Genomic DNA, 23,864 nt, shown 5'->3' with positions numbered 1-23,864 from the left:
AGGGCCGCACCCCTGGGGGGTGCGGCCCTCCGGTGCACGGTGCCCAAGGCGACCGTCACGGTCGTCAGGCGGCGACGACCTCGACGCCCACCTTGGCGGCAACCTCGGCGTGCAGACGGACCGAGACCTGGTGCGCGCCCAGGGTCTTGATCGGCGACTGCACCTCGATGCGGCGCTTGTCCACCTCCGGACCACCCGCGTCCTTGATCGCCGAAGCGATGTCGGCCGGGGTGACGGAGCCGAACAGCCGGCCGGCGTCGCCGGCACGGGTCTTCAGCCGCACCTTGACGCCCTCGAGCCGGGCCTTGACCTCATTGGCCTGCTCGATCGTGGCGATCTCGCGGATGCGACGACCGCGGCGGATCTGCTCGACGTCCTTCTCGCCGCCCTTGGTCCAGCGAATCGCCAGACCACGCGGAACGAGGTAGTTACGGGCGTAACCGTCCTTGACGTCCACGACGTCACCGGCGGTACCGAGGCCGGAGACCTCGTGGGTGAGGATGATCTTCATGACTGGGTCACCCTTCCCTTATCGCGCGGTGGAGGTGTAGGGCAGCAGCGCCATCTCACGGCTGTTCTTCACAGCCGTGGCGACGTCACGCTGGTGCTGAGTGCAGTTGCCGGTGACCCGGCGGGCACGGATCTTGCCGCGGTCGGAAATGAACTTCCGCAGCAGGTTCGTGTCCTTGTAGTCGACGTAGGAGATCTTCTCCTTGCAGAACACGCAAACCTTCTTCTTAGGCTTGCGAGCAGGCGGCTTCGCCATTGTCTCTCTCCAGTGTGATCAAGAAGTATGTGCTGGTCGCCCTGACCAGACCGAGCGCCGTGGTTTCACGTGGTTTCACGTGAAACAGCGCCCCGGGCCTAGAAGGGCGGCTCGTCCGAGTAGCCGCCGCCGGAGTTGCCGGAGCCGCCGCCCCAGCCACCACCGCCGCCGCCCTGGCCGCCGGCCGGTGCGCCGGTCGCCCACGGGTCGTCGGCCGGAGCGCCGCCGCCCTGCTGGCCGCCGCCGGAGTTGCCGGGGCCGCCGCCCCAACCGCCTCCGCCGCCCTGGCCACCGCCACCGCCACCGCCGTAACCACCCTGACCACCGCGACCGGTGGTCTTGGTGACCTTGGCTGTGGCGTTGCGCAGACTGGCGCCGACCTCGTCGACATCCAGCTCATAGACCGTGCGCTTGATCCCCTCACGGTCCTCGTAGGACCGCTGCTTCAGACGACCCTGCACGATGACGCGCATGCCGCGCTGAAGGGACTCGGCCACGTTCTCCGCGGCCTGCCGCCACACCGAGCACGTGAGGAAGAGGCTCTCGCCGTCCTTCCACTCGTTGGTCTGCCGGTCGAAGGTACGGGGAGTGGACGCGACGCGGAACTTCGCGACCGCCGCACCGGACGGGGTGAAACGCAGCTCGGGGTCGTCGACGAGATTGCCGACGACCGTGATGACGGTCTCGCCTGCCATTGGGGGAACCTCTCGGCGGGTACTGCTGGGCTGCTTGCTACTCGTTGCGATACGGCCCCGATGACCGCTGAACGCTTACGCGTCAGTGGGTCTCGGGACGGAGGACCTTGGTCCGGAGGACCGACTCGTTCAGGTTCAGCTGGCGGTCGAGCTCCTTGACGACCGCGGGCTCTGCCTGCAGGTCGATGACCGAGTAGATGCCCTCGGGCTTCTTCTTGATCTCGTACGAGAGACGACGACGGCCCCAGGTGTCGACCTTCTCGACCTTGCCTTCGCCCTCACGGACGACGGAAAGGAAGTTCTCGATCAGCGGGGAGACAGCGCGCTCCTCGAGATCGGGGTCGAGGATGACCATCACCTCGTAGTGACGCATGTGGAACCCACCTCCTTTGGACTCAGCGGCCACGGTCGTTCCGTGGCAGGAGGGTCGTGATGCGTATCCGCTTCGGCATCTGTGCAGACACCACCGCGGACGGTACACAGTACCCGGCTACGGCCTCCCGCTTGAAATCCGGGCGTCTTAGCCCGCAATCTGTACACATCGGGTGTGAGCGGCATTACAGTTCGCCGCTTTGCTTTATGTGCCTACCTGGAGGTGCCCCATGGCACAGGCAGCACGACCCCATCACGGCTTGCTCTCCTTCCTGGACACCGACGGCAAGCCGCATCCCGTTCAGAACGCCTTCGCCGTGACCACGCTGGTGATCGGGGCGATCGCCTTTGTCACGGCTCAGTTCTCCCAGCTCCACCTGGTCAGCTCATGGACCGGGCTGGTAGGGATGATCACTGGCGCCTGGGGCCAGCTGATCTCCGCGACCACCGGCGAGCGGTTCGTGCTGATCATCGGACTCGGTGCCGCGGGGGTCGGCTTCTACCTCGGCATGGCACACGGAGGACTCTTCGGCGGCGTGCTGGGCTGAGCCCGGCCGAAGCCTGGTTGCCCCCAGGCCCGAACGGGGCGCGTCCCGGTCGCAGTAGGCTTCGGCGCGAGAGCCGGAGCCCCGACCCTGGGGACAAACCTGCCGAGGAGCGCCCCGCATGAGCCTGACCCTGAGGACGATCAGCCGAGAGCAGCATCTGGCGTATATCCAGAGCCTGCCCGCGGCCAGCCACATGCAGGTCCCGGCATGGGCTGACGTCAAGTCGGAGTGGCGCTCGGAGAACCTCGGCTGGTTCGACGCCACGGGCCAGCTCGTCGGCGCCGGCCTCGTCCTCTACCGGCAGCTGCCCAAGATCAAGCGCTACCTCGCCTATCTCCCCGAGGGCCCGGTCATCAACTGGTACGCGCCCAACCTCGAGGACTGGCTGCGCCCGATGCTCGCGCATCTGAAGCAGCAGGGTGCGTTCTCCGTGAAGATGGGCCCGCCGGTCATCATCCGCCGCTGGGACGCCAACGCGATCAAGTCGGGCATCCAGAACCCCGACGTCAAGCGGCTGCGCGATGTCGAGGCCACCTTCATCGAGCCGCGCGCCTTCGAGGTCGCCGAGCGGCTGCGGCGCATGGGCTGGCAGCAGGGCGAGGACGGCGGGGCCGGCTTCGGTGACGTCCAGCCGCGATACGTCTTCCAGGTGCCGCTGGAGAACCGCTCCCTGGAGGATGTCCACAAGAGCTTCAACCAGCTGTGGCGCCGCAACATCAAGAAGGCCGAGAAGGCCGGTGTCGAGGTCGTCCAGGGCGGCTACGAGCATCTGCCCGAGTGGCAGCGGCTCTACGAGATCACCGCGGAGCGCGACCACTTCCGGCCGCGCCCGCTCAGCTACTTCCAGCGCATGTGGACGGCCCTCAACACCGAGGACCCCAACCGGATGCGGCTGTACTTCGCGATGCACGAGAACGAGGTCGTGGCCGCCGCCACGATGCTGATCGTCGGAGGCCATGTCTGGTACTCCTACGGCGCCTCCGCCAACCACAAGCGCGAGGTCCGGCCCTCGAACGCGATGCAGTGGCGGATGCTCCGCGACGCCTACGCGCTGGGCGCGACCGTCTACGACCTGCGCGGCATCAGCGACTCCCTCGATGAGACAGATCATCTCTTCGGTCTGATCCAGTTCAAGGTGGGCACCGGTGGGCAGGCTGCCGAGTACCTCGGCGAGTGGGACTTCCCCCTCAACAAGCTCCTGCACAAGGCGCTCGACATCTACATGTCGCGCCGCTGACCACGATTCGCTGTTTCCCATACTTCCAATACACCGCGGCAACGAGAAAGGTTCCGGGACCGGTCAATGGCGCTCACCCTCTACGTCGACACCGCGCGCTGGCGGGCGCACCAGCAGACGGTGATCCAGCAGTTCCCAGGGATAGTCCCGGTCTGCAAAGGCAACGGCTACGGCTTCGGCCATGAGCGCCTGGCCGAGGAGGCGGCCCGCATGGGCAGCGACGTCCTCGCGGTCGGGACCACCTACGAGGCCGCCCGGATGAAGGACTTCTTCAGCGGTGACCTGCTCGTGCTCACCCCCTTCCGCCGAGGTGAGGAGCCGGTGCCGCTGCCGGACCGGGTGATCCGCTCGGTCTCCTCGGTCGACGGCGTCTACGGCCTGGTGAACGCGCGTGTGGTCATCGAGGTCATGAGCAGCATGAAGCGGCACGGCATCACCGAGCAGGACCTGCCCAAGCTGCACGCCGCGATAGAGAACGTCCGGCTGGAGGGGTTCGCCATCCACCTCCCGCTCGACCGCACCGACGGCCTGGACGCGGTCGAGGAGGTCATCGCCTGGATGGACCGGCTGCGGGCGGCACGCCTGCCGCTGCACACCATGTTCGTCAGCCACCTCAAGGCCGAGGAACTGGCCCGGCTGCAGCAGCAGTTCCCGCAGACCCGCTTCCGGGCGCGCATCGGCACCCGGCTGTGGCTGGGCGACCACGATTCGACGGAGTACCGGGGCTCGGTGCTCGACGTCACCCGGGTCGCGAAGGGCGACCGCTTCGGCTACCGCCAGCAGAAGTCCGCCTCCGACGGCCACCTGGTCGTCGTCGCGGGCGGCACCTCCCACGGTGTCGGGCTGGAGGCGCCCAAGGCGCTGCACGGGGTGATGCCCCGGGCCAAGGGGGTCGCCCGCGCCGGTCTGGCGACCGTCAACCGCAATCTCTCGCCGTTCGTATGGGCGGGCAAGCAGCGGTGGTTCGCCGAGCCGCCGCATATGCAGGTGTCCATCCTGTTCGTGCCCAGTGATGTCCAGGCACCCCAGGTGGGGGACGAGCTGGTGGCGCATCTGCGGCACACCACGACCCAGTTCGACCGGCTCTTCGACCGCTGAGGCCGCGCCGCCGGGAGAGGCTCCGCTCGGGGGCTCACTCCCGGTGGACGCCCCAGTCCACCAGCGCCGCGCCCTCGTACCGGGAAGCGCGCCGCGCCCGTCCCAGCACGAACGCGTCCGGGGCCCGGTCCAGCACGCCGCCTCCGGGGTCGTCCGCCCCGTCCCTGCGCACCGGGTCCCGCTCCGGCACCAGCGCGTCCCGGATGATCAGGGCGCACAGATAGAGCGTCCCCAGCAGATGCACGGCGATCGCCAGCTGATAGCCCTCCGCCGGCAGCCCCCGGTGCTGGTCGCCGCTGCCCGTGTACGCGAGGTACATCCAGATCCCGAGGAAGTACAGGACCTCGCACGCCTGCCAGACCAGGAAGTCCCGCCAGCGCGGCCGTGCCAGCGCCGCCAGCGGGATCAGCCAGAGCACGTACTGCGGTGAGTAGACCTTGTTGGTGAGCACGAACGCCGCGACGATCAGGAAGGACAGCTGGGCCAGCCGCGGCCGGCGCGGGGCGCACAGGGCGAGCGCCGCCACCCCGACGCAGGCCAGGACCATCAGCAGGGTCCCGTAGGTGTTGACGTCCTCCAGGGGGTTCCCGGTGCGCTGCGAGATGATCAGCCACAGGGAGCCGAAGTCGACGGGGCGCTCCTGGCTGAAGGTGTAGAACGTCTTCCAGCCCTCGCGGAGGTGCAGGCCACCGCCCTGCGTGGTGATCATCACGGGGAGGTTCACCACCAGCCAGGCGGCCGCGGCTCCGCCCGTCGCCGTCCAGAAGGCCCGCAGCCGCCCCGCCCGCAGGCAGAGCACCAGCACCGCGCCGAGCAGCAGCCCGGGGTAGAGCTTCGCGGCCGTCGCGAGGCCCAGCAGCACACCGGCGGCCAGCGGGCGGCTGCGCGACCACATCAGCAGGGCGGCGGCCGTAAGGGCGACGGCGAGCAGGTCCCAGTTGATGGTGGCCGTGAGCGCGAAGGCGGGGGCCAGGGCGACCAGCAGCGCGTCCCAGGGGCGGCGGCGGTGCGTACGGGCCACACAGACCGCGATGACCGCGGTGCAGACCATCAGCATGCCCGCGTTGACCATCCAGTAGATCTGCTCACGGTCCTGGATGGAGCCGCTGTGCGGGGTCAGCCAGGAGGCGACCTCCATGAAGAGGCCGGTGAGGACGGGGTACTCCAGGTACTGCATCCCGCCCGAGACGCTGTCCGGTATGCGGTCGAAGTACGGGACGAGGTCGATGGCGAAGCCGCGGCCGTTGTAGAGGTGCGGTATGTCGGAGTAGCAGGCGTGGGTGTACTGGGCGGTGGCGCCGTAGAACCAGCCGCCGTCGTAGCACGGCAGCTTCTGCACCATGCCCAGGGCGAACATGCCGAGGGCGGCGATCGCCACGATCCGCACCGGGGTCCACCAGCTCGTGCCGAGCAGAGCCCGGCGCCCGGCAGGCCCACCGATCAGCTCGCTGCCGGCCGCGGCCAGCGGGTCCTCGGCGGTCGGCCTGACGGGCTCGGCCTCTGGGTCCTCGCGCACGCTCATGGCCCCCATCCTGCCGTACGAGCCTGACGGCAGGAGTCAGGACCGCCTCAGCGGCCGCTGAGCGCGCCGCGGACGCCTCGGCAGGTTCGGGGACGGGAAGCGGGCTGCGAGAGGCGCAAAGGGCCGTCCAGGGCCCGGAACGGCGCCGGCCGCGCCGGAGCGGGGTTCGCTCCGGCGCGGCCGGCGAGTGGTGAACGGGTCGTACGGGGCTACGGGCTAGTCCTCCCGCCGGCCCCCGGTCGGCCCGCCGAAGATGCCTCCGGGACCGCCCGGCGGATCCGAGGTCGGCGAGGTGGTCGGACCGCCCGGCCCGCCGTTCTGGCCTCCGTTCTGGCCGCCGTTCTGGTTCCCGCCGTTGTCGTTGCAGTTGAGGTCGAGCGGGTCACAGGTGTCCGTCGGGCTCGGGCTGTCGGACGGCGACTCCGAGGGCGACTCCGACGGAGATTCCGAAGGCGTCTGCGACGGGGACTCGGAAGGCTTCTCCGTCGTCTTGGTCGGGCTCGGGCTCGCGTCCTCGCCGAAGACCTTCTCGCCGATCGGGGTGGCCGCGGGGAAGTCCTTGACCGGCTTGCCCTGCAGGGCACCACGCATGTAGTCGGCCCAGATCTCCGCCGGGAACGACGCGCCGTGGATCGTCTTCTGGCCGCCCACACCGCGCATGGACAGGAACTTCTGGCTCTTGGCCTGGTCGTTCACCCGCCACATGCCGATCGCGGTGGACAGCTGCGGGGTGTAGCCGGAGAACCAGGCCGACTTGTTCTCGTCGGTGGTTCCGGTCTTGCCCGCCACCGGCCTACCGATCTTCGCCGAGGTGCCGGTGCCGTGCTCGACCACGTTCTCCAGGACGTCGGTGACGTTGTTCGCCACGTTCGAGTCGAACGCCCGCTTGAGCTGGGCGTCCTGCTTGTGGTCGTAGACCGGGCCGTTCTTGTCCTCGACCCGCTCCACCGAGTACGGGTCGGCCTGCTCACCGCTGGCCGCGAAGGTGGCGTACGCCCCGGCGAGCCGGATGGCGCTGGGTGCGGAGGTGCCGAGCGAGAACGTCGGGGTGATCGAGGCCAGTTGCTCCTTGCTGAGGCCCGCGGCCAGGGCCGAATCCCGCACCTTGTCGGTGCCGACGTCCATGCCCAGCTGGATGAACGGGGTGTTCACCGAGTACTGCATCGCGGTGCGCAGGCTGATCGGGCCCTTGTCCTCGTCACCGTCGTTCCGCTGGTGCCACTCCTTGCCGTCCTTGTCGTGCCAGACGGTTCCGTCGTAGTCCCGCAGGGTCACCTTGTTGTCGCCGTTGTAGACACTGCTCGGCGAGACCAGGGTGCGCTCGGAATCGGGTTGTTCCCGGGTGCCCTTCGGATCGCGGACGCCATTGGTCATCGCGGCGGCCATCACGAAGGGCTTGAAGGTCGAGCCCACCTGGACACCGGTGTAGTCGGCGTTGTTGCGGTAGTGCTCCAGCGCGTTCTTGCCGCCGTAGATGGCCAGGATCTTGCCCGTCTTGGGCTCCACCGAGGCGCCGCCGAACTGGACGAACTTGTCCTCTTCGCGCTGTTTCGGCTTGATGTTCTCCTTGGTGACCTTCTCGACCGCCCGGGTCAGCTCACTGATCTTCTTCCGGTCGAAGGTGGTGTGGATCTGATAGCCGCCCTTGTCCAGCTTCGACTTGCTGATGCCGGTGTTGGCGATGATGTAGTTGTCGGCGAGGTCGGTGAGGTAGCCGATCTGACCCTGCTTGTTCGTGGCCACCTTCGGGTCCTGCGGCATCGGGAAACCCTTGCCGATCCACTCCTGGGCCTCGGTCCTGCTCAGCCTGTGCACGGCGACCTCACGCCGCAGGATCCACTCCCAGCGCTGCTTGGCCCGCTTGGTGTTGGCCTCCTTGGTGGCCGCGGCGCCGTAGCCGCCGTTCGGGTCGTAGAGGTTGGGGCCGTTCAGCGTAGAGGCCAGGAACGCGCTCTGGCTGGGCGTCAGGGCCGAGCAGTCACGGTCGTAGTAGGCGCGGGCCGCCGCCTGGCAGCCATAGGCACCACGTCCGTAGTAGGCGGTGTTCAGGTAGCTCCCGAGGATGTAGTCCTTGTCCTTGGTCGCGCCCACCTTTATGGAGATGAACAGCTCCTTGACCTTGCGCGTGAGCGTCTGCGACTGGTCGAGGTAGGTGTTCTTCACGAACTGCTGGGTGATGGTCGACCCACTCTGGGTCGCGCCGCCCCGCGCCATGTTGACGACCGCGCGCGCGATACCCATCGGGTCGACGCCGGAGTCCTGGTAGAAGCTGGCGTTCTCCGCGGAGATCACCGCGTTCTGCATGGACTTGGGGATCTTGCTGAGCGGGACGATCTGACGGTTGAGGTCACCACCGCCGGAGACCACCATCTGCTTGCCGTCCGCCCAGTAGTAGACGTTCTTCTGGGTCTGGGACGCGGCCTGGGCGGTCGGCACCTGCACCAGCCACAGCCCTATGCCTACGGCGCCGAGCAGCACCGCGAAGAAGAAGAGGAAGGTTCCCGTCACCAGCTTCCAGGACGGAACCCAGCGCCGGAAACCCGACCTTCCCCCGCGCGGATAGTCAATAAAGCGCTTCTTGCCGGGGTGCCCATCGCCCCCCGAGCCATGTCCGCGGCCGCCGCCGGCTCCTCGCCGGCCGCCACCGCGACCGCCGTGGCCCGCGCCGTCCGCGCCCGGATCGGCTCCTCGTCTACGGCCGCCGCCGCGTTGTGCGGCGCGGCGGGCCGCCGCGCGGCCGCCGTAAGGACGCTCTTCCCCCTGGGGGGCGGCGTCCGACCCGGCTGCGGCGTTGTGCGTCGGTGCTGCGCGGCGGCCGGACGACTGCTGTCCGGCTCGCCGGGCCGCTGCTCGTCCGCCGCCTTGGGGCTGCGGCGGCTTGCGACGGTGCTCGCTCATGGAACGACTTCTCCTCGGGCAGGCGCTATCGCCTGAAAGCGGCAGATGGCTTCCGGTCCCCCCAATGTGCGATCCGGTCGCACCAGGCAACCGGACGCACTGCATCCGGGACGAGGACGCTTCGGAGCGTCACTTGGTTCCCATAGGTCTGCATGGCGAACAGAGTACGCACGGTCAAAACCCGCCCAGCCGCCACCTTCGCTCCATAACCGTCAGATTGAATGCCACGAATTGATGATGTGACGGCGTTCACCGTGGGCCCTCTTGTCCCGCCGCGGGCACGGTTCTATCGTCTTGATGTATCGAGTCGATACATCAGCTCGACATAGCTGGCTCGGAGGAGAGGGGAGGCGGGGAATGAGCAGACGCTCCGGCGTCCTGGAGTTCGCCGTCCTCGGCCTGCTGCGCGAGTCCCCGATGCACGGATACGAGCTGCGGAAGCGGCTCAACACGTCACTCGGGGTGTTCCGGGCGTTCAGCTACGGCAGCCTCTATCCCTGCCTCAAGACGCTGGTCACCAACGGCTGGTTGATCGAGGAATCCGGCAGCACCTCCCAGGACGCCCTCGCGGCGCCCCTCTCCGGCCGCCGGGCCAAGATCGTCTACCGGCTCACGGCGGCGGGGAAGGAGCGGTTCGAGGAACTGCTCACCCACACCGGGCCGGACGCCTGGGAGGACGAGCACTTCGGCGTCCGTTTCGCCTTCTTCGGCCAGACGTCACGAGACGTTCGGATGCGGGTGCTCGAAGGGCGGCGCAGCCGCCTGGAGGAGCGCCTGGACAAGATGCGCGCCGCCCTGGCCCGCACCCGCGAGCGGCTGGACGACTACACCCTCGAGCTGCAGCGGCACGGGATGGAGTCGGTGGAGCGCGAGGTCCGCTGGCTGAACGAGCTGATCGAGAGCGAGCGGGCCGGGCGCGACCAGCGCGACGGCACCGCCGGGCAGGACCGGGCGATCGAGCGGGATGCGGACCGGCCGCCACACCAGGAGCAGGACCAGTCAGGAGATGCGGACGGCCCGCCCCGGCACCGGGGTGGATCCCGGCCGGATCCGTCCGAATGACACCGCCAAGTGGGGCCCGGCAGCCGCGGGGCCTCATCCAGTACACACAGGGAGCAACCGGAATGGGTTCGGTTCGTGTAGCCATCGTCGGCGTGGGCAACTGCGCCGCCTCGCTGGTACAGGGCGTCGAGTACTACAAGGACGCCGACCCGGACACCCGCGTGCCGGGTCTGATGCACGTGCAGTTCGGCGACTACCACGTGAACGACGTGGAGTTCGTGGCCGCCTTCGACGTGGACGCGAAGAAGGTCGGCCTGGACCTCGCGGACGCCATCGGCGCCAGCGAGAACAACACCATCAAGATCTGCGACGTGCCGACGGCCGGTGTCACGGTCCAGCGCGGCCACACGCTCGACGGACTCGGCAAGTACTACCGCCAGACCATCGACGAGTCCGACGAGGCCCCGGTCGACGTCGTCCAGGTCCTCAAGGACAAGCAGGTCGACGTTCTGGTCTGCTACCTCCCGGTGGGCTCCGAGGACGCCGCCAAGTACTACGCCCAGTGCGCCATCGACGCCAAGGTCGCCTTCGTCAACGCCCTTCCGGTCTTCATCGCCGGCACCAAGGAGTGGGCGGACAAGTTCACCGAGGCCGGGGTGCCGATCGTCGGTGACGACATCAAGTCGCAGGTCGGCGCGACCATCACGCACCGCGTGATGGCCAAGCTGTTCGAGGACCGGGGCGTCATCCTGGACCGCACCATGCAGCTGAACGTCGGCGGCAACATGGACTTCAAGAACATGCTCGAGCGCGAGCGCCTGGAGTCCAAGAAGATCTCCAAGACCCAGGCTGTCACCTCGCAGATCCCCGACCGCGATCTGGGCGCCGACAACGTCCACATCGGCCCCTCGGACTTCGTGGCCTGGCTGGACGACCGCAAGTGGGCGTATGTCCGCCTGGAGGGCCGCGCGTTCGGCGATGTCCCGCTGAACCTGGAGTACAAGCTCGAGGTGTGGGACTCCCCGAACTCCGCGGGTGTCATCATCGACGCGCTGCGCGCCGCCAAGATCGCCAAGGACCGCGGCATCGGCGGCCCGATCCTCTCCGCCTCCTCGTACTTCATGAAGTCGCCGCCGGTGCAGTACTTCGACAACGAGGCGCAGGAGAACGTGGAGAAGTTCATCAGGGGCGAGGTCGAGCGCTGACGCGCCATGCGCTGATTCCCGCCGCGTGATCACGGGCCTTCGGGTAATACACCCGGAGGCCCGTGTGGTGTGTGAGGCTGGCGTCATGCCTGTTGTGCGTGATCTCCGCGTACTGCTGCAACTGCGTGACTTCCGGCGCCTTCTGGCCATCCGCCTGCTGTCCCAGGCGGCCGACGGCGTCTACCAGGTCGCACTCGCCACCTATGTGGTCTTCTCCCCGGAGAAGGAGACCTCCGCCACGGCCATCGCCTCCGCCATGGCCGTTCTGCTGCTCCCCTACTCCCTGCTCGGCCCCTTCGCCGGGGTGCTGCTGGACCGCTGGCGCCGGCGGCAGGTGCTGCTCTACGGCAATCTGCTGCGCTCGGGACTGGCCACCGGAACCGCCGTACTGGTCCTCGGTCAGGTGCCGGAGTGGCTCTTCTACGTCTCGGCCCTGTCGGTGACGGCCGTCAACCGCTTTGTGCTGGCCGGTCTTTCGGCGGCCCTGCCCCGCGTCGTCGACAGCCAGGAACGTCTGGTCATGGCCAACTCGCTCTCGCCCACCGCCGGAACGCTCGCCGCCACGGCCGGGGGCAGCCTCGCCTTCATCCTCCGGCTGTCGGGCCCGGGAGGCACCTCGTCGGACGCGCTGGTCGTCCTGGTGGGCGCCGCGCTCTATCTCATCGCCGGGCTCACCGCCCTGTCGATGGCACCGGGCCTGCTGGGGCCGGATCCCGCGGCCCTTCAGCCCCGCCTCCCCGCGGCCCTGATGAGCACCGCGCGGGGCCTGGTCGCGGGGGTACGCCATCTGCTGGAGCGCAGGGACCCCACCGTGGCACTGGCCGCGATGACGCTGATGCGCTTCTGCTACGGCGCGCTCACGGTGACGGTGCTGATGCTCTGCCGCTACGCATGGGCCGATACCGAGTCCGGGGGGCTCGCGCTTCTGGGGCTGGCGGTCGGCGTCTCGGGCGCGGGCTTCTTCGCGGCGGCGGTGATCACGCCATGGGCGGTGGCCCGGCTCAGGAGGCCTGCGTCCTCGCGCCCGGACGGCCGGCTCTCCTGGGTGATGGTGTGCGCGGGAAGCGCGGCCCTTCTGGAGCCGGGGCTCGGGCTGCCCTTCGAGCCTGCCCCCATGCTGATCGCCGCGTTCGTCCTCGGGCTCGTCACCCAGGGCGCGAAGATCGCCACCGACACCGTGGTGCAGTCCGCCATCGCCGATGACTTCCGCGGCCGGATCTTCTCCCTCTATGACGTGCTGTTCAACGTCGCCTTCGTGGGAGCCGCGGCGGTCGCCGCGGTGATACTGCCACCGGACGGCAGATCGGCCCCGCTGCTGATCTGTGTGGCGCTGCTCTACGCGGCCACCGCGCTGCTGGTCAGGTTTCACGTGAAACATGACCGGGACCACGCCCAGCGGGTCGATGTTTCACGTGAAACCGGGGGGACTCAGCCCTCCGACTGAGCGCCCCACCACTCCTGGAGCGTGGCGATCGCGCTGTCCCGCTCCATCGGGCCGTGCTCCAGCCGCATCTCCAGCAGATGCTTGTACGCCTTGCCGACCTGCGGACCCGGCGGGATACCGAGGATCTTCATGATCTCGTTGCCGTCCAGATCCGGGCGGATCGAGTCCAGCTCCTCCTGCTCCTGCAGCCGGGCGATGCGCTCCTCGAGGCCGTCGTACGCACGCGAGAGCGCCGTCGCCTTCCTCTTGTTACGGGTGGTGCAGTCCGAGCGGGTCAGCTTGTGCAGCCGGTCCAGCAGCGGCCCGGCGTCACGGACATAGCGACGGACGGCGGAGTCGGTCCATTCCCCCGTGCCATAGCCGTGGAAGCGCAGATGCAGCTCGACAAGGCGCGAGACGTCCTTGATCAGCTCATTGGAGTACTTGAGCTTCGTCATCCGGAATTTGGTCATCTTGGCTCCCACCACCTCGTGGTGGTGGAAGGAGACCCGGCCGTCCTTCTCGAAGCGGCGCGTCTTGGGCTTACCGATGTCATGCAGCAGCGCGGCCAGCCGCAGCACCAGGTCGGGTCCCTCGGTCTCCAGGTCGATGGCCTGGTCCAGCACCGTCAGCGAATGCTCGTACACATCCTTGTGGCGGTGGTGCTCATCACGCTCCAGGCGCAGCGCCGGGAGCTCCGGCAGGACGCGGTCGGCGAGCCCGGTCTCCACCAGCAGCCGCAGCCCCTTGCGGGGGTGGTCGGCCAGGATGAGCTTGTTGAGCTCATCACGTACCCGCTCGGCCGAGACGATGTCGATGCGGTCGGCCATCGATGTCATCGCGGCGACCACCTCGGGGGCCACCTCGAAGTCCAGCTGCGCGGCGAAGCGCGCGGCCCGCATCATCCGCAGCGGATCGTCGGAGAAGGACTCCTCGGGCGTCCCGGGGGTGCGCAGCACCCGGGCGGCGAGATCCTCCAGACCGTGGTGCGGGTCGATGAACTCCTTCTGCGGGAGCGCCACCGCCATCGCGTTGACCGTGAAATCCCGACGGACCAGGTCCTCCTCGATGGAGTCGCCGTACGACACCTCGGGCTTCCGGGATGTCCGGTCATAGGCTTCTGACCGATAAGTCGTGATTTCAATCTGGAAGCTCTGATCCGACCCGCTTCCGGTGGCCATGTCCTTACGGCAGCCGACGGTGCCGAAGGCGATGCCGACATCCCACACCGCGTCCGCCCACGGCCGTACGATCTTCAGTACCTCGTCCGGCCGTGCGTCCGTCGTGAAGTCCAGATCGTTACCGAGCCGGCCGAGCAGCGCGTCCCGTACCGAGCCGCCGACCAGAGCCAGGCGGAAACCGGCCTGCTGGAAGCGACGGGCAAGATCGTCGGCGACGGGAGAGACCCGCAGAAGCTCGCCCACGGCGCGGCGCTGCACCTGGCTGAGCTCATTGGTCGGCTGCGGGGGTCGGCTGTCATTGTTGGCGTTCGGCACAACAGAACAGGGTACGTGGCCGTGCGCCCCGCGGACTCCACACCCGATGCGGACCACCACTGCGTAACGATCTTGTGGAGCCATCCACAGCACTTCGCCACAGCGGGCATCGTTACCATTTCGTGGACGCACATTGCGACGACCACTGACGACCTACTGACGACAAGGGACGGGCGAGCGCGTGGCCGATGCGGCAGACCTCCGGGGGACAACTTCCGCTCGCGCCCGACGATGGTTGCGGCGCACAGCGGCCGTGCTCGCCGCGGCGCCGATGCTCGCGGGCCTGGCGCAGATTCCGGCGGCACCCGCCGCCCATGCGGAGAGCAAGGCCACCGGCTCACGGTCGGTGGACGTCTCCATCACCTCGCTGACCCCCACCGCGCCGAAGAAGAGCGACACGCTCACCGTCAGCGGCACCGTCACCAACGACACCAAGAGCACGGTCTCGGGAGCCGAGGTGGGCCTCCGCGTCGGTCCGACCATGAACGGCCGCAGCGCGATCGACACCGCCGCCCACCGCACCGGCTATACGGAGGGCCTCGACGGCACCGAGGTGGACGACAAATACGCCAAGAAGATCGGCAAGCTGTCGGCCGGCGCCAGCCGTGACTTCTCCCTCTCCATACCGGTGGATCAGTTGCACCTGGGGGAGAACGGCGTCTATCAGCTCGGCGTCTCGCTCACCGGTGGCACCTCCAGTCAGCCCTGGCCGCAGGTGCTGGGCATCGAGCGGACCTTCCTGCCCTGGCAGTCCGGCACGGCCACGAAGAAGTCCCAGCTCACCTATCTGTGGCCGCTGATCTCCGCCACCCATGTGACCGCGCGCACGGACAACGACGAGGACCGCACCCCGATCTTCCGGGACGACCGCCTCGCCGAGGAGCTGGCCCCCGGCGGCCGACTGCAGCAGATGGTCGCCCTGGGGAAGAACCTCCCCATCACCTGGGTGATCGACCCCGACCTGCTCGCCACGGTCGACGCGATGACCAAGAAGTACGAGGTCCAGAACCCCTCGGGCAACGGCACCACGGCGGGCCGCGGCCAGACCGTCGCCAAGCAGTGGCTCGACGCCCTGCAGAAGGCCGTGGACGGCAAGCAGGTGGTCGCGCTGCCGTTCGCCGACCCCGACCTCGCCTCGCTCGCCCACCGCGGTAAGAACGTCACCGGCACCCTCAGCCACCTCCAGGGCGCCACCGAGCTCGCCTCGACGACCGTGGAGACCATCCTCGGGGTGCGGCCGCGCACCGACTTCGCCTGGCCCGTGGACGGGGCGGTCGACTCCTCGATCGTGGACGTCGCCACCTCCGCGGGCGCGCACAACGTCATCGCCCGCAGCGACAGCCTGCGCGAGACCGGCGGGCTCTCCTACACCCCCACCGCGGCCCGCCAGATCGGCGGCGGCAATACGGCGGTGGTCGCCGACGCACGGCTGTCGACGGCCTTCACCGGCGACATGTCCAAGGCGGAGAACTCCACCCTCGCCATCCAGACGTTCCTGGCCCAGAGCCAGATGTTCAACCTGCAGGCGCCGGACAAGCAGCGCAGCGTCGTGGTCGCCCCCCAGCGGACGCCCACCACCAGCCAGGCGCAGGCCATGGCGGCGGCCCTGGAGGGCCTCTCGGGGCAGTGGACGCAGCCGCTGAGCCTGGGACAGGCCGCGAAGGCCAAGCCCGACCCGAGCGCCACCCAGCGGGTGCCGAGCTCCCGCTCGTACCCCCGGTCGCTGCGCGCGCGGGAACTGCCCACCGAGGCGTTCGACAGGATCCAGGAGACCCAGAGGACCCTGGACAATTTCGAGCCGATTCTCACCGCCAAGTACCGGGTGGTCACTCCCTTCGGGAACGCGATCAGGCGCGAGATGTCGACCTCATGGCGCAGCGAGGCGCAGAACGCGGCCGGCTTCCGGCACGACGTGCAGACCTACCTGTCCGGGCTCACCAAGAAGGTGCGCCTGGTCCCCAAGACGGACATGACCCTCTCCGGGCGGAGCGCCACCGTCCCGGTGACCCTGCAGAACAACCTGGTGCAGGGCGTCGAGCTGCGGCTCGTCCTCCGCTCCCAGCAGGGCAACCGGCTGGCGATCAGCGACCCGCAGCTGGTCAATGTGGAGGGCGGCCACAGCCAGTCCGTGAAGTTCGGGACCACGGCCAACGCGAACGGCCCGGTGTGGGTCTCGGCCCAGCTCTACACCCCGGACGGACAGCCTTACGGCCGCGAGATGATGTTCGAGGTGAATGTCACCGAAATCACGTCGACCGTGATTCTCGTGATCGCCGGCGGTGTGCTGCTGCTGGTCCTCGCCGGTGTCCGGATCTACGTCCAGCGCAAGCGCGCGGCCGCCAGGAACGGTGAGGACGGCGGAGACGGGGAAGACGCCGAGACGGCGCACGGGCAGGATGATGAGGACGACAGCGAGGCCCCGGAGACCGACCGGCGCGACCCCGCTCACGCCCTCGTGCCCGAGCAGCCGAGTGACCCGGCGGCGGACACCGGATCGCAAAGCGCTGGCCCGTCCGGCTCGGGTGAGAAAGTGGAGCGTTGAGCAAAGCCTGGGCCGGTCGGCCGCAGCGGACGATGAGGTGGGGTAGCGATGAACGCGCCGTATGACGGTGATGGCCGAGTGCCACCGCCGCCGCAGCCTTCGCCTCACGGCTCCCATGACCCTTACGGACAGGAACCGCACCAGCGCGATCCGTATCTGGGCGACGCCCACCAGGCACCGCAGGCCGACCCGCGCCAGTCGTACGGCCAGCAGTACTACGCACCGGACCCGTATCTGGACGATACGTACGCGACGGGCAGCTTCACGCCCTACCCGTATCCGACGCAGGATCGCTACGCCCACGACCCGCTGACGGATCCGCTGTACGACCGGCACGCCCCCCAAACACCGCAGCAGGGGGGCTACCAGCAGCAGTACCAGCCGCCCCCCCCGCCGCAGGGCCCCGACCCGCGCGCATGGCGCTCCGAGGCCGCCCCCGGCCGGCAGGGTGCGGCACAGCAGCCGTACACCGGCGGTCAGCCGGGCCCCGGCTATCCGGGGACCGGCGACGGCTACAGCGCGGCGCAGCAGCCGCAGCGGGACGCCTTCGCGCATCTCTACCGCGATCAGCAGCCCTATGACCCCCGGGCCGCCCAGGGCCAGGGCTACCCGCAGGGTCCGGAGAGCTACCCGCAGGGACAGGCACCCGCGCAGGGGCAGGCACCGGTCCCCGGACCGTCGAGATCCGAGTCCGCCCATGCCGCGGCCGCCGCTCCCACGGTGGCCGCTCCCGTCGTGACCGCCCCCGCGGCCGAGCCCGAGCCCGAGCCGAAGAAGCCCTCAGGGGGCCGGGCGTCGGGTCTGCTGCAGTCGAGCGCGCTGATGGCCGCGGGCACCCTGGTCTCCCGCCTGACCGGATTCGTCCGGCAGATGGTGATCGTCGCGGGCCTCGGCGCCGCCAGCCTCGGCCAGGCTTACCAGGTCGCCTATCAGCTGCCCGCGATGATCTACTTCCTCACCGTCGGCGGCGGCCTGAACTCCGTCTTCGTCCCGCAGCTCGTGCGCGCGATGAAGGAGGACGACGACGGCGGAGTCGCCTACGCCAACCGTCTGCTCACGTTGACGATGGTCGCGCTCGGCAGCCTCGTCGCGGTTTCGCTGTTCGCGGCTCCGGCACTGATCCGGATGCTCTCCGCGGACATCGCCAGCGATCCCCCCTCCAACGAGGTTGCGGTCACCTTCGCCCGCTACTGCCTGCCCACCATCTTCTTCATGGGCGTGCACGTCGTGGTCGGTCAGATCCTCAACGCCCGGGGCAAGTTCGGCGCGATGATGTGGACCCCGGTCCTCAACAACATCGTCGTCATCGCCACTTTCGGCCTCTTCATCTGGGTGTTCGGCACCTCCAGCAACTCCAACATGGGTGTCACGACCATCACGCCGGAGGGCATCCGGCTGCTGGGCATCGGCACACTCCTCGGCCTCACCGTCCAGGCCCTGGCGATGTTCCCCTATCTCCGGGCAGCCGGTTTCCGCTTCCGGCCACGCTTCGACTGGCGCGGCCACGGGCTCGGCAAGGCCGCCAAACTGGCCAAGTGGACCGTGCTGTTCGTGCTCGCCAACCAGGCCGGCAACATCGTGGTGACCCAGCTCGCCACCGCCGCCGGTACGGAGGCCGACAACGGGGGCCACCCAGGAGCGAGCTACGTCGGCTACACGAGTGCTCAGCTCATCTGGAACATGCCGCAGGCCATCATCACCGTGTCGGTGATGGCAGCTCTCCTCCCCAGGCTCTCCCGGGCGGCCCACGACGGCGACCCCGGAGCGGTCCGCGACGACATCTCGCAGGGCCTGCGCACCTCCGCCGTCGCCATCGTCCCCCTCGCCTTCGGCTTCATCGCGCTCGGTATCCCCCTATGCACCCTGCTTTTCGGGACCTCGGGCACCGAGACGGCCCAAGCCATGGGCTACATCCTGATGGCGTTCGGCCTGGGGCTCATCCCCTTCTCCGTGCAGTACGTCGTCCTCCGCGGCTTCTACGCCTACGAGGACACCCGCACCCCCTTCTACAACACGGTGATCGTCGCCGCCGTCAATGCCGCCGGTTCCGCGCTCGCCTATGTCGTGCTCCCCGCCCGCTGGGCCGTCGCCGGTATGGCGGCCGCCTACGGCCTGGCCTACGCCACCGGCGTGGGAGTGGCCTGGAAGCGGCTGCGCAAGCGGCTGGGAGGCGATCTGGACGGCCCCCGCGTCGTCCGCACCTACACCCGCCTCGCGGGCGCCAGCATCCCCGCAGCCATCCTGGGCGGCGGCTCGGCGTACACCATCATGCAGACCCTCGGAATGGGCGTCGCCGGCTCTGTAGCGGGTTTGCTGGGCGGCGGTCTCGTTCTTATCGCGGTCTTCTACATTGCTGCCAAACGGATGCGCGTTGAGGAGCTGACGGCCATGGTCGGTATGGTGCGCGGACGACTCGGACGCTGATCATTGAGCACAACCATCGTCCGCCACCGTGTGTCGTGCATAGCGGCGGACTGTGGGCACAATTGTCTTGGCTCGGAGTAGGCGCAACGGATGGGGAGGCAGGAACGACGGTGGCGGAACGGAGCACGGCTGCCGTCGACGTGGCCGACAGCGGTGGAGAGGAGCCGCTGACCGCCGAGGCGGGCAAGGCCACGGCCGACGGGGCGGGGACGAAAGAGAAGGTCGGTAAGGGGACGGAGGACGCGGTCACCGAAGAGGTGGGCGCCGCGGCCGAAGCGAGCCCCCTAGAGCTGCACAGCGGTCATAAGTTGGCCAGACGCTACCGTCTGGAGGAGTGCGTCACCCGTCTGGACGGATTCAGCAGTTGGCGTGCCGTGGACGAAAAGCTGCGGCGTGCCGTCGGTGTGCATGTTCTGCCCGCCGACCATCCGCGCGCCAGGCCGGTGCTCGCCGCCGCCCGTTCGGCGGCCCTGCTGGGCGACCCCCGCTTCGTCCAGGTCCTCGACGCCGTCGAGGAGAACGATCTCGTCTATGTCGTCCATGAGTGGCTTCCCGACGCCACCGAACTCACCGCCGTGCTGGCCGCCGGGCCGCTCGAGCCGCACGACGCGTACCAATTGGTCAGCCAGGTCTCCCAGGCCATGGCCGCCGCCCACCGCGAGGGCCTGGCCCATCTGCGGCTGAACCCCGGCTCCGTGCTGCGCACCGAGTCCGGCCAGTACCGCATCCGGGGGCTCGCCGTGATGGCCGCCCTGCGCGGTATCAGCGTCGACCACCCCCAGCGCACCGACACCGAGGCGATCGGCGCGCTGCTGTACGCGGGGCTCACCCAGCGCTGGCCGTACGACACCGACGCCTACGGCCTCTCCGGGCTGCCCAAGGGCGTGGGCCTGATCGCCCCCGACCAGGTCCGCGCGGGAGTCCATCGCGGTCTGTCCGAGCTCGCGATGCGCGCACTGGTCAACGACGGGGCCACCGCCTCCCGTCAGGACCAGCCCTGCACCACCCCCGAGGAGTTGGCCAAGGCCGTCGCGGCCATGCCGCGCATCCGGCCGCCCGAGCCCGCCTACACCCCTTCGTCGGCGTATTCGCGCACGACGTACCAACAGGGCGTGTACGGCCAACCTCCGAACCGTGGCGGCGCCGCGCACACGGCCCGCCCGGCCGCTCCCGTGCCGCCTCCGCCGCCGCTGCAGAGCCGCACGGGCAAGGCCCTCAAGTGGACCGTCTCCGCCCTTCTGATCGCTGCCCTCGGCCTCGGCAGCTGGCAGCTCGCGGACACCCTCCTCAAGGAGGAGAACAAGAGCGACCCGGGCAAGTCCACCAGCGAGAAGGACGACGGCAAGGGCGAGCAGCTCGTGGGCAAGCCGCTCGACATCGAGAGCGCCACGGAGTTCTCCCCGTTGGACACGCCCTTCGCCCCGGACAAGGTCGATGGAGCCGTGGACGGCGACGCGGACACCGCCTGGGTGACCAAGGAGTTCTGGAACTACCCGAACTTCGGTAACCTGCCCCAACGCAAGCAGGGCAGCGGCATCGTCGTCGACCTCGGCAGCGCCAAAAGCGTCACGAGTATCGACATCGACTTCTACCGTGCCGGCCAGAAGGTGGAAGTTCTCGCCGCGGACCCCTCCGCCTCCGACCCCACCTCACTCGGCGCCTTCTCCCAGCACCTCACCGACCTGAAGAGCGCCGGGAAGAAGCTGACCACCGTTCTCGACAAGCCAGTACGGACGCGTTTCGTCCTGGTTCACATCACCGAGCTTCCGGCCAGCACCGCTGATCGCTACCGTGGCGGCATCTCGGAGATCAAGGTCAAGGGCTGACCCTCTACGGTCGGCCGAGAGGGGAGGGGCTCAACGTTGGACGACGCCACCATCGGCGGAGCGAGCGACGGCGAGCTCCTTGCCCGGCACGTCGACGGCGACCCGGACGCCTTCAGCGAAATAGTGCGGCGCCACCGCGACAGACTCTGGGCGGTGGCGCTGCGCACTCTCGGCGACCGCGAGGAAGCGGCCGACGCGGTCCAGGACGCGCTCGTCTCCGCCTACCGCGCCGCGCATACCTTCCGGGGCCAGTCCGCCGTGACGACCTGGCTGCACCGGATCACGGTCAACGCCTGTCTGGACCGGGCCCGCAAGGCCGCCTCCCGTCGCACCTCCCCCGTGGACGACACCGAGCGGCTCGAGCAACTTCTGGAACCCCATGAATCAGCCGCCGCTCCCGCCGAGCGCGGTGATCTCCACCGCGAACTGCTCCGGGCGCTGCGCACCCTCCCTCCTGAGCAGCGCGCGGCTCTGGTGCTGGTCGATATGCAGGGCTATCCCGTCGCGGAGGCGGCGAAGGTCCTGGATGTTCCGACCGGCACAGTGAAGAGCCGCTGCGCCCGGGGCCGCGCACGACTGCTGCCGCTGCTCTCACATCTCCACCCCAGCGGGAGGGGTAGCTCACCCTCGAGCGTGGGAAGGAACCGGACGCAGGGGACGTCCGTCCCACCGACGGCAGGACCGAACGACACAGATGCCGTGAAGGGCGGAGGTGGGCGAGCGTGACATCCTCGACGGACACGGACGAGCACCCTGAAGTCGCGGAGATCTCCGCACTCACCGAGGGTCTGCTCTCTCCGTCGCGCGCCGTCGATGTGCGCACTCACCTCGCGAGCTGCGTGCTGTGCGCGGACGTATCGACGTCCCTGGAAGAGATCCGCTCCCTGCTCGGGACCCTGCCGGGGCCGGTGCGGATGCCCGCCGATATCGCGGGCCGTATCGACGCGGCACTGGCCGCCGAAGCGCTTCTCGACGCGACCGCTCCCGAGGCGGCGGCCGATGTTTCACGTGAAACCCCCGACCCGGATCGGGCACCCACGCCGGTTTCACGTGAAACCGCCGACGGCGTCCCCGCCTCCGACACCGTGAAGCCCCTGTCCAAGTCCTCCACCGCGGCGGACCGGCCCGCCGGGCGCCCGCGTGGGGCCACCGGACCGGGACGAGGGTCCACCGGACCCGGCGCCCGCCCGGGCCGCTCCCGCCGCTGGCCCAAGGTCGTCCTCGGCGGCGCATGCGCCGCGGCGGTGATCGGCATCGGTTCCTTCTTCATCCAGGGCGGCTCCTCGGGTGATCACGGCGACCCCGGCACCCAGGCCCATGCCAGCCAGAGCTCCGGGAAGTCCACTCTCTCCTCGGCCACGCTCAAGGACCGCGTGCACGAGCTGCTCGCCGACCGGAAGTCCACCGCGTCGAACGGGGTCACCGGGCAGGGCAACTCACCCGATGTGCCGCTGCGCGCCGACGACGACCCGAACGTGCCGTCCTGTGTACAGAGCGGCACCGGCCGCAAGGAGCCGGCTCTCGCGGCGCAGCAGGACACCTACGACGGCCGGACCGCCTATATCGTCGTGCTCCCGCACCCCTCCGACAGCTCACTCGTCGACACCTTTGTGATCGACGCGTCCTGCGTCTCGGCGTCTTCGCCGTCTCCCGGGGAGCTGCTGGTGACCCGGACCTATCCGCGCCACTGAGGCACACCACGTACCCCAGGGGCCTGTCTGACAGCGCTCGGGAATGCCTGACCCGTAGGATCCGTTGGGTGGGGTGGCAGCGGAATTCCGGGGGAACCCGGAGCCGCCCGCCCAGTCAGCAGTCCGGCAGTCGGCAGAGACAAGGAAGACATCCGTGAGCGACGTCCGCAACGTGATCATCATCGGTTCCGGGCCCGCGGGCTATACGGCCGCGCTCTACACCGCCCGCGCTTCCTTGAAGCCGCTGGTCTTCGAAGGCTCCGTGACCGCGGGTGGCGCCCTGATGAACACCACCGAGGTGGAGAACTTCCCCGGCTTCCGGGACGGGATCATGGGCCCCGACCTGATGGACAACATGCGGGCTCAGGCCGAGCGCTTCGGCGCCGAGCTCATCCCGGACGATGTGGTCGCGGTCGACCTCACCGAGCAGATCAAGACCGTCACCGACTCCGCCGGTACGGTCCACCGCGCCAAGACCGTCATCGTGACCACCGGCTCCCAGCACCGCAAGCTGGGGCTGGCCCGCGAGGACGAGCTCTCCGGCCGCGGTGTCTCCTGGTGTGCCACGTGTGACGGGTTCTTCTTCAAGGACCAGGACATCGCCGTCATCGGCGGTGGTGACACGGCCATGGAGGAGGCGACCTTCCTGTCGCGGTTCGCCAAGTCGGTCACCGTGGTCCACCGCCGGGACACCCTGCGCGCCAGCAAGGCGATGCAGGAGCGGGCGTTCAGCGACCCGAAGATCTCGTTCGTCTGGGACAGCGCGGTCGAGGAGATCCACGGCGACGGCAAGCTCTCCGGTCTCACCCTCCGCGATGTCAAGAAGGACGAGACCTCGGAGCTGCCGGTCACCGGACTGTTCATCGCGATCGGCCACGACCCGCGTACCGAGCTGTTCAAGGGCCAGCTGGCCCTGGACGACGAGGGCTACCTCAAGGTGGATGCGCCCACCACCCGGACGAACCTGCCCGGTGTCTTCGCCGCGGGCGATGTCGTGGACCACACCTACCGCCAGGCGATCACCGCGGCCGGCACCGGTTGCTCGGCGGCGCTGGACGCCGAGCGGTACCTCGCCTCGCTGGGCCAGGGCGACGCCACCGTCTGACTTCGCTTCCCACC

19 protein-coding genes are annotated in these 23,864 nt (G+C 69.0%); 12 read left to right on the top strand and 7 right to left on the bottom strand.

Going from position 1 to position 23,864, the window contains the following annotated elements; translation table 11 throughout:
* Positions 1–64 precede the first annotated feature (64 nt).
* The 4 genes from rplI to rpsF all read right to left on the bottom strand — a co-directional run bounded on the left by rplI (position 65) and on the right by rpsF (position 1,834).
* Positions 65–511: a 50S ribosomal protein L9 gene (rplI, locus tag J8403_RS22005; protein WP_059143726.1), complete on the bottom strand. Its 447-nt coding sequence runs from the start codon at positions 509–511 to the stop codon at positions 65–67.
* An 18-nt stretch (positions 512–529) separates the two neighbouring features.
* The gene (rpsR, locus tag J8403_RS22000; RefSeq protein WP_003978893.1) at positions 530–766 is read right to left on the bottom strand and encodes a 30S ribosomal protein S18; all 237 of its coding nucleotides are present in this window, start codon (positions 764–766) and stop codon (positions 530–532) included.
* A 98-nt stretch (positions 767–864) separates the two neighbouring features.
* Complete coding sequence (locus tag J8403_RS21995; protein WP_059143727.1) at positions 865–1,461, bottom strand: single-stranded DNA-binding protein; 597 nt, start codon at positions 1,459–1,461, stop codon at positions 865–867.
* Positions 1,462–1,543: 82 nt separating this feature from the next.
* Positions 1,544–1,834, bottom strand: coding sequence for a 30S ribosomal protein S6 (rpsF, locus tag J8403_RS21990; protein WP_014061950.1), 291 nt, complete (start codon positions 1,832–1,834; stop codon positions 1,544–1,546).
* A gap of 229 nt (positions 1,835–2,063) precedes the next feature.
* Between rpsF and J8403_RS21985 the strand changes: the two genes are divergently transcribed.
* The 3 genes from J8403_RS21985 (at position 2,064) to J8403_RS21975 (ending at position 4,716) form a co-directional block, all read left to right on the top strand.
* Entirely contained in the window at positions 2,064–2,381 is a 318-nt protein-coding gene (locus J8403_RS21985) for a hypothetical protein (protein WP_211124661.1), read from the top strand.
* A 118-nt stretch (positions 2,382–2,499) separates the two neighbouring features.
* Complete coding sequence (locus J8403_RS21980; RefSeq protein ID WP_211124660.1) at positions 2,500–3,618, top strand: lipid II:glycine glycyltransferase FemX; 1,119 nt, start codon at positions 2,500–2,502, stop codon at positions 3,616–3,618.
* A gap of 66 nt (positions 3,619–3,684) precedes the next feature.
* Entirely contained in the window at positions 3,685–4,716 is a 1,032-nt protein-coding gene (locus J8403_RS21975) for an alanine racemase (RefSeq protein ID WP_211124659.1), read from the top strand.
* 34 nt (positions 4,717–4,750) lie between these two features.
* Here J8403_RS21975 and J8403_RS21970 read toward each other — a convergent pair whose 3' ends face one another.
* On the bottom strand, positions 4,751–6,238 hold the full coding sequence (locus J8403_RS21970) for a glycosyltransferase family 87 protein (protein ID WP_211124658.1): 1,488 nt from the start codon (positions 6,236–6,238) through the stop codon (positions 4,751–4,753).
* Between the two features lie 216 nt (positions 6,239–6,454).
* Positions 6,455–9,136, bottom strand: a complete 2,682-nt coding sequence (locus J8403_RS21965; protein WP_211124657.1) for a transglycosylase domain-containing protein — start codon at positions 9,134–9,136, stop codon at positions 6,455–6,457.
* Between the two features lie 357 nt (positions 9,137–9,493).
* Between J8403_RS21965 and J8403_RS21960 the strand changes: the two genes are divergently transcribed.
* The 3 genes from J8403_RS21960 (at position 9,494) to J8403_RS21950 (ending at position 12,787) form a co-directional block, all read left to right on the top strand.
* Positions 9,494–10,198, top strand: coding sequence for a PadR family transcriptional regulator (locus J8403_RS21960; protein ID WP_211124656.1), 705 nt, complete (start codon positions 9,494–9,496; stop codon positions 10,196–10,198).
* A gap of 62 nt (positions 10,199–10,260) precedes the next feature.
* Entirely contained in the window at positions 10,261–11,343 is a 1,083-nt protein-coding gene (locus J8403_RS21955; RefSeq protein WP_211124655.1) for an inositol-3-phosphate synthase, read from the top strand.
* Between the two features lie 85 nt (positions 11,344–11,428).
* A complete protein-coding gene (locus J8403_RS21950) occupies positions 11,429–12,787 on the top strand; it encodes an MFS transporter (protein ID WP_211124654.1) in 1,359 nt (452 codons plus the stop codon).
* Here J8403_RS21950 and J8403_RS21945 read toward each other — a convergent pair.
* On the bottom strand, positions 12,772–14,262 hold the full coding sequence (locus tag J8403_RS21945; RefSeq protein ID WP_211124653.1) for a CCA tRNA nucleotidyltransferase: 1,491 nt from the start codon (positions 14,260–14,262) through the stop codon (positions 12,772–12,774). The genes J8403_RS21950 and J8403_RS21945 overlap by 16 nt on opposite strands.
* A 181-nt stretch (positions 14,263–14,443) precedes the next feature.
* Here J8403_RS21945 and J8403_RS21940 point away from each other — a divergent pair, with 181 nt between their 5' ends.
* The 6 genes from J8403_RS21940 to trxB all read left to right on the top strand — a co-directional run bounded on the left by J8403_RS21940 (position 14,444) and on the right by trxB (position 23,850).
* Positions 14,444–16,804, top strand: a complete 2,361-nt coding sequence (locus J8403_RS21940) for a DUF6049 family protein (protein WP_211124652.1) — start codon at positions 14,444–14,446, stop codon at positions 16,802–16,804.
* 48 nt (positions 16,805–16,852) lie between these two features.
* On the top strand, positions 16,853–19,228 hold the full coding sequence (murJ, locus tag J8403_RS21935; protein WP_211124651.1) for a murein biosynthesis integral membrane protein MurJ: 2,376 nt from the start codon (positions 16,853–16,855) through the stop codon (positions 19,226–19,228).
* Between the two features lie 110 nt (positions 19,229–19,338).
* Positions 19,339–21,054, top strand: coding sequence for a protein kinase family protein (locus J8403_RS21930; protein ID WP_211124650.1), 1,716 nt, complete (start codon positions 19,339–19,341; stop codon positions 21,052–21,054).
* Positions 21,055–21,090: 36 nt separating this feature from the next.
* Positions 21,091–21,780, top strand: a complete 690-nt coding sequence (gene sigM, locus J8403_RS21925) for an RNA polymerase sigma factor SigM (protein WP_211124649.1) — start codon at positions 21,091–21,093, stop codon at positions 21,778–21,780.
* The gene (locus tag J8403_RS21920) at positions 21,777–22,745 is read left to right on the top strand and encodes an anti-sigma factor (protein WP_211124648.1); all 969 of its coding nucleotides are present in this window, start codon (positions 21,777–21,779) and stop codon (positions 22,743–22,745) included. The genes sigM and J8403_RS21920 overlap by 4 nt, the downstream gene beginning before the upstream one ends.
* A 154-nt stretch (positions 22,746–22,899) precedes the next feature.
* Positions 22,900–23,850: a thioredoxin-disulfide reductase gene (gene trxB, locus J8403_RS21915; protein ID WP_211124647.1), complete on the top strand. Its 951-nt coding sequence runs from the start codon at positions 22,900–22,902 to the stop codon at positions 23,848–23,850.
* Positions 23,851–23,864: the final 14 nt, after the last annotated feature.

The organism is Streptomyces yatensis (assembly GCF_018069625.1).
Lineage (GTDB): Bacteria > Actinomycetota > Actinomycetes > Streptomycetales > Streptomycetaceae > Streptomyces > Streptomyces yatensis.
The sequence above is the reverse complement of the archived record's forward strand: the minus strand, read 5'-3'. Positions and strand labels throughout refer to the sequence as shown.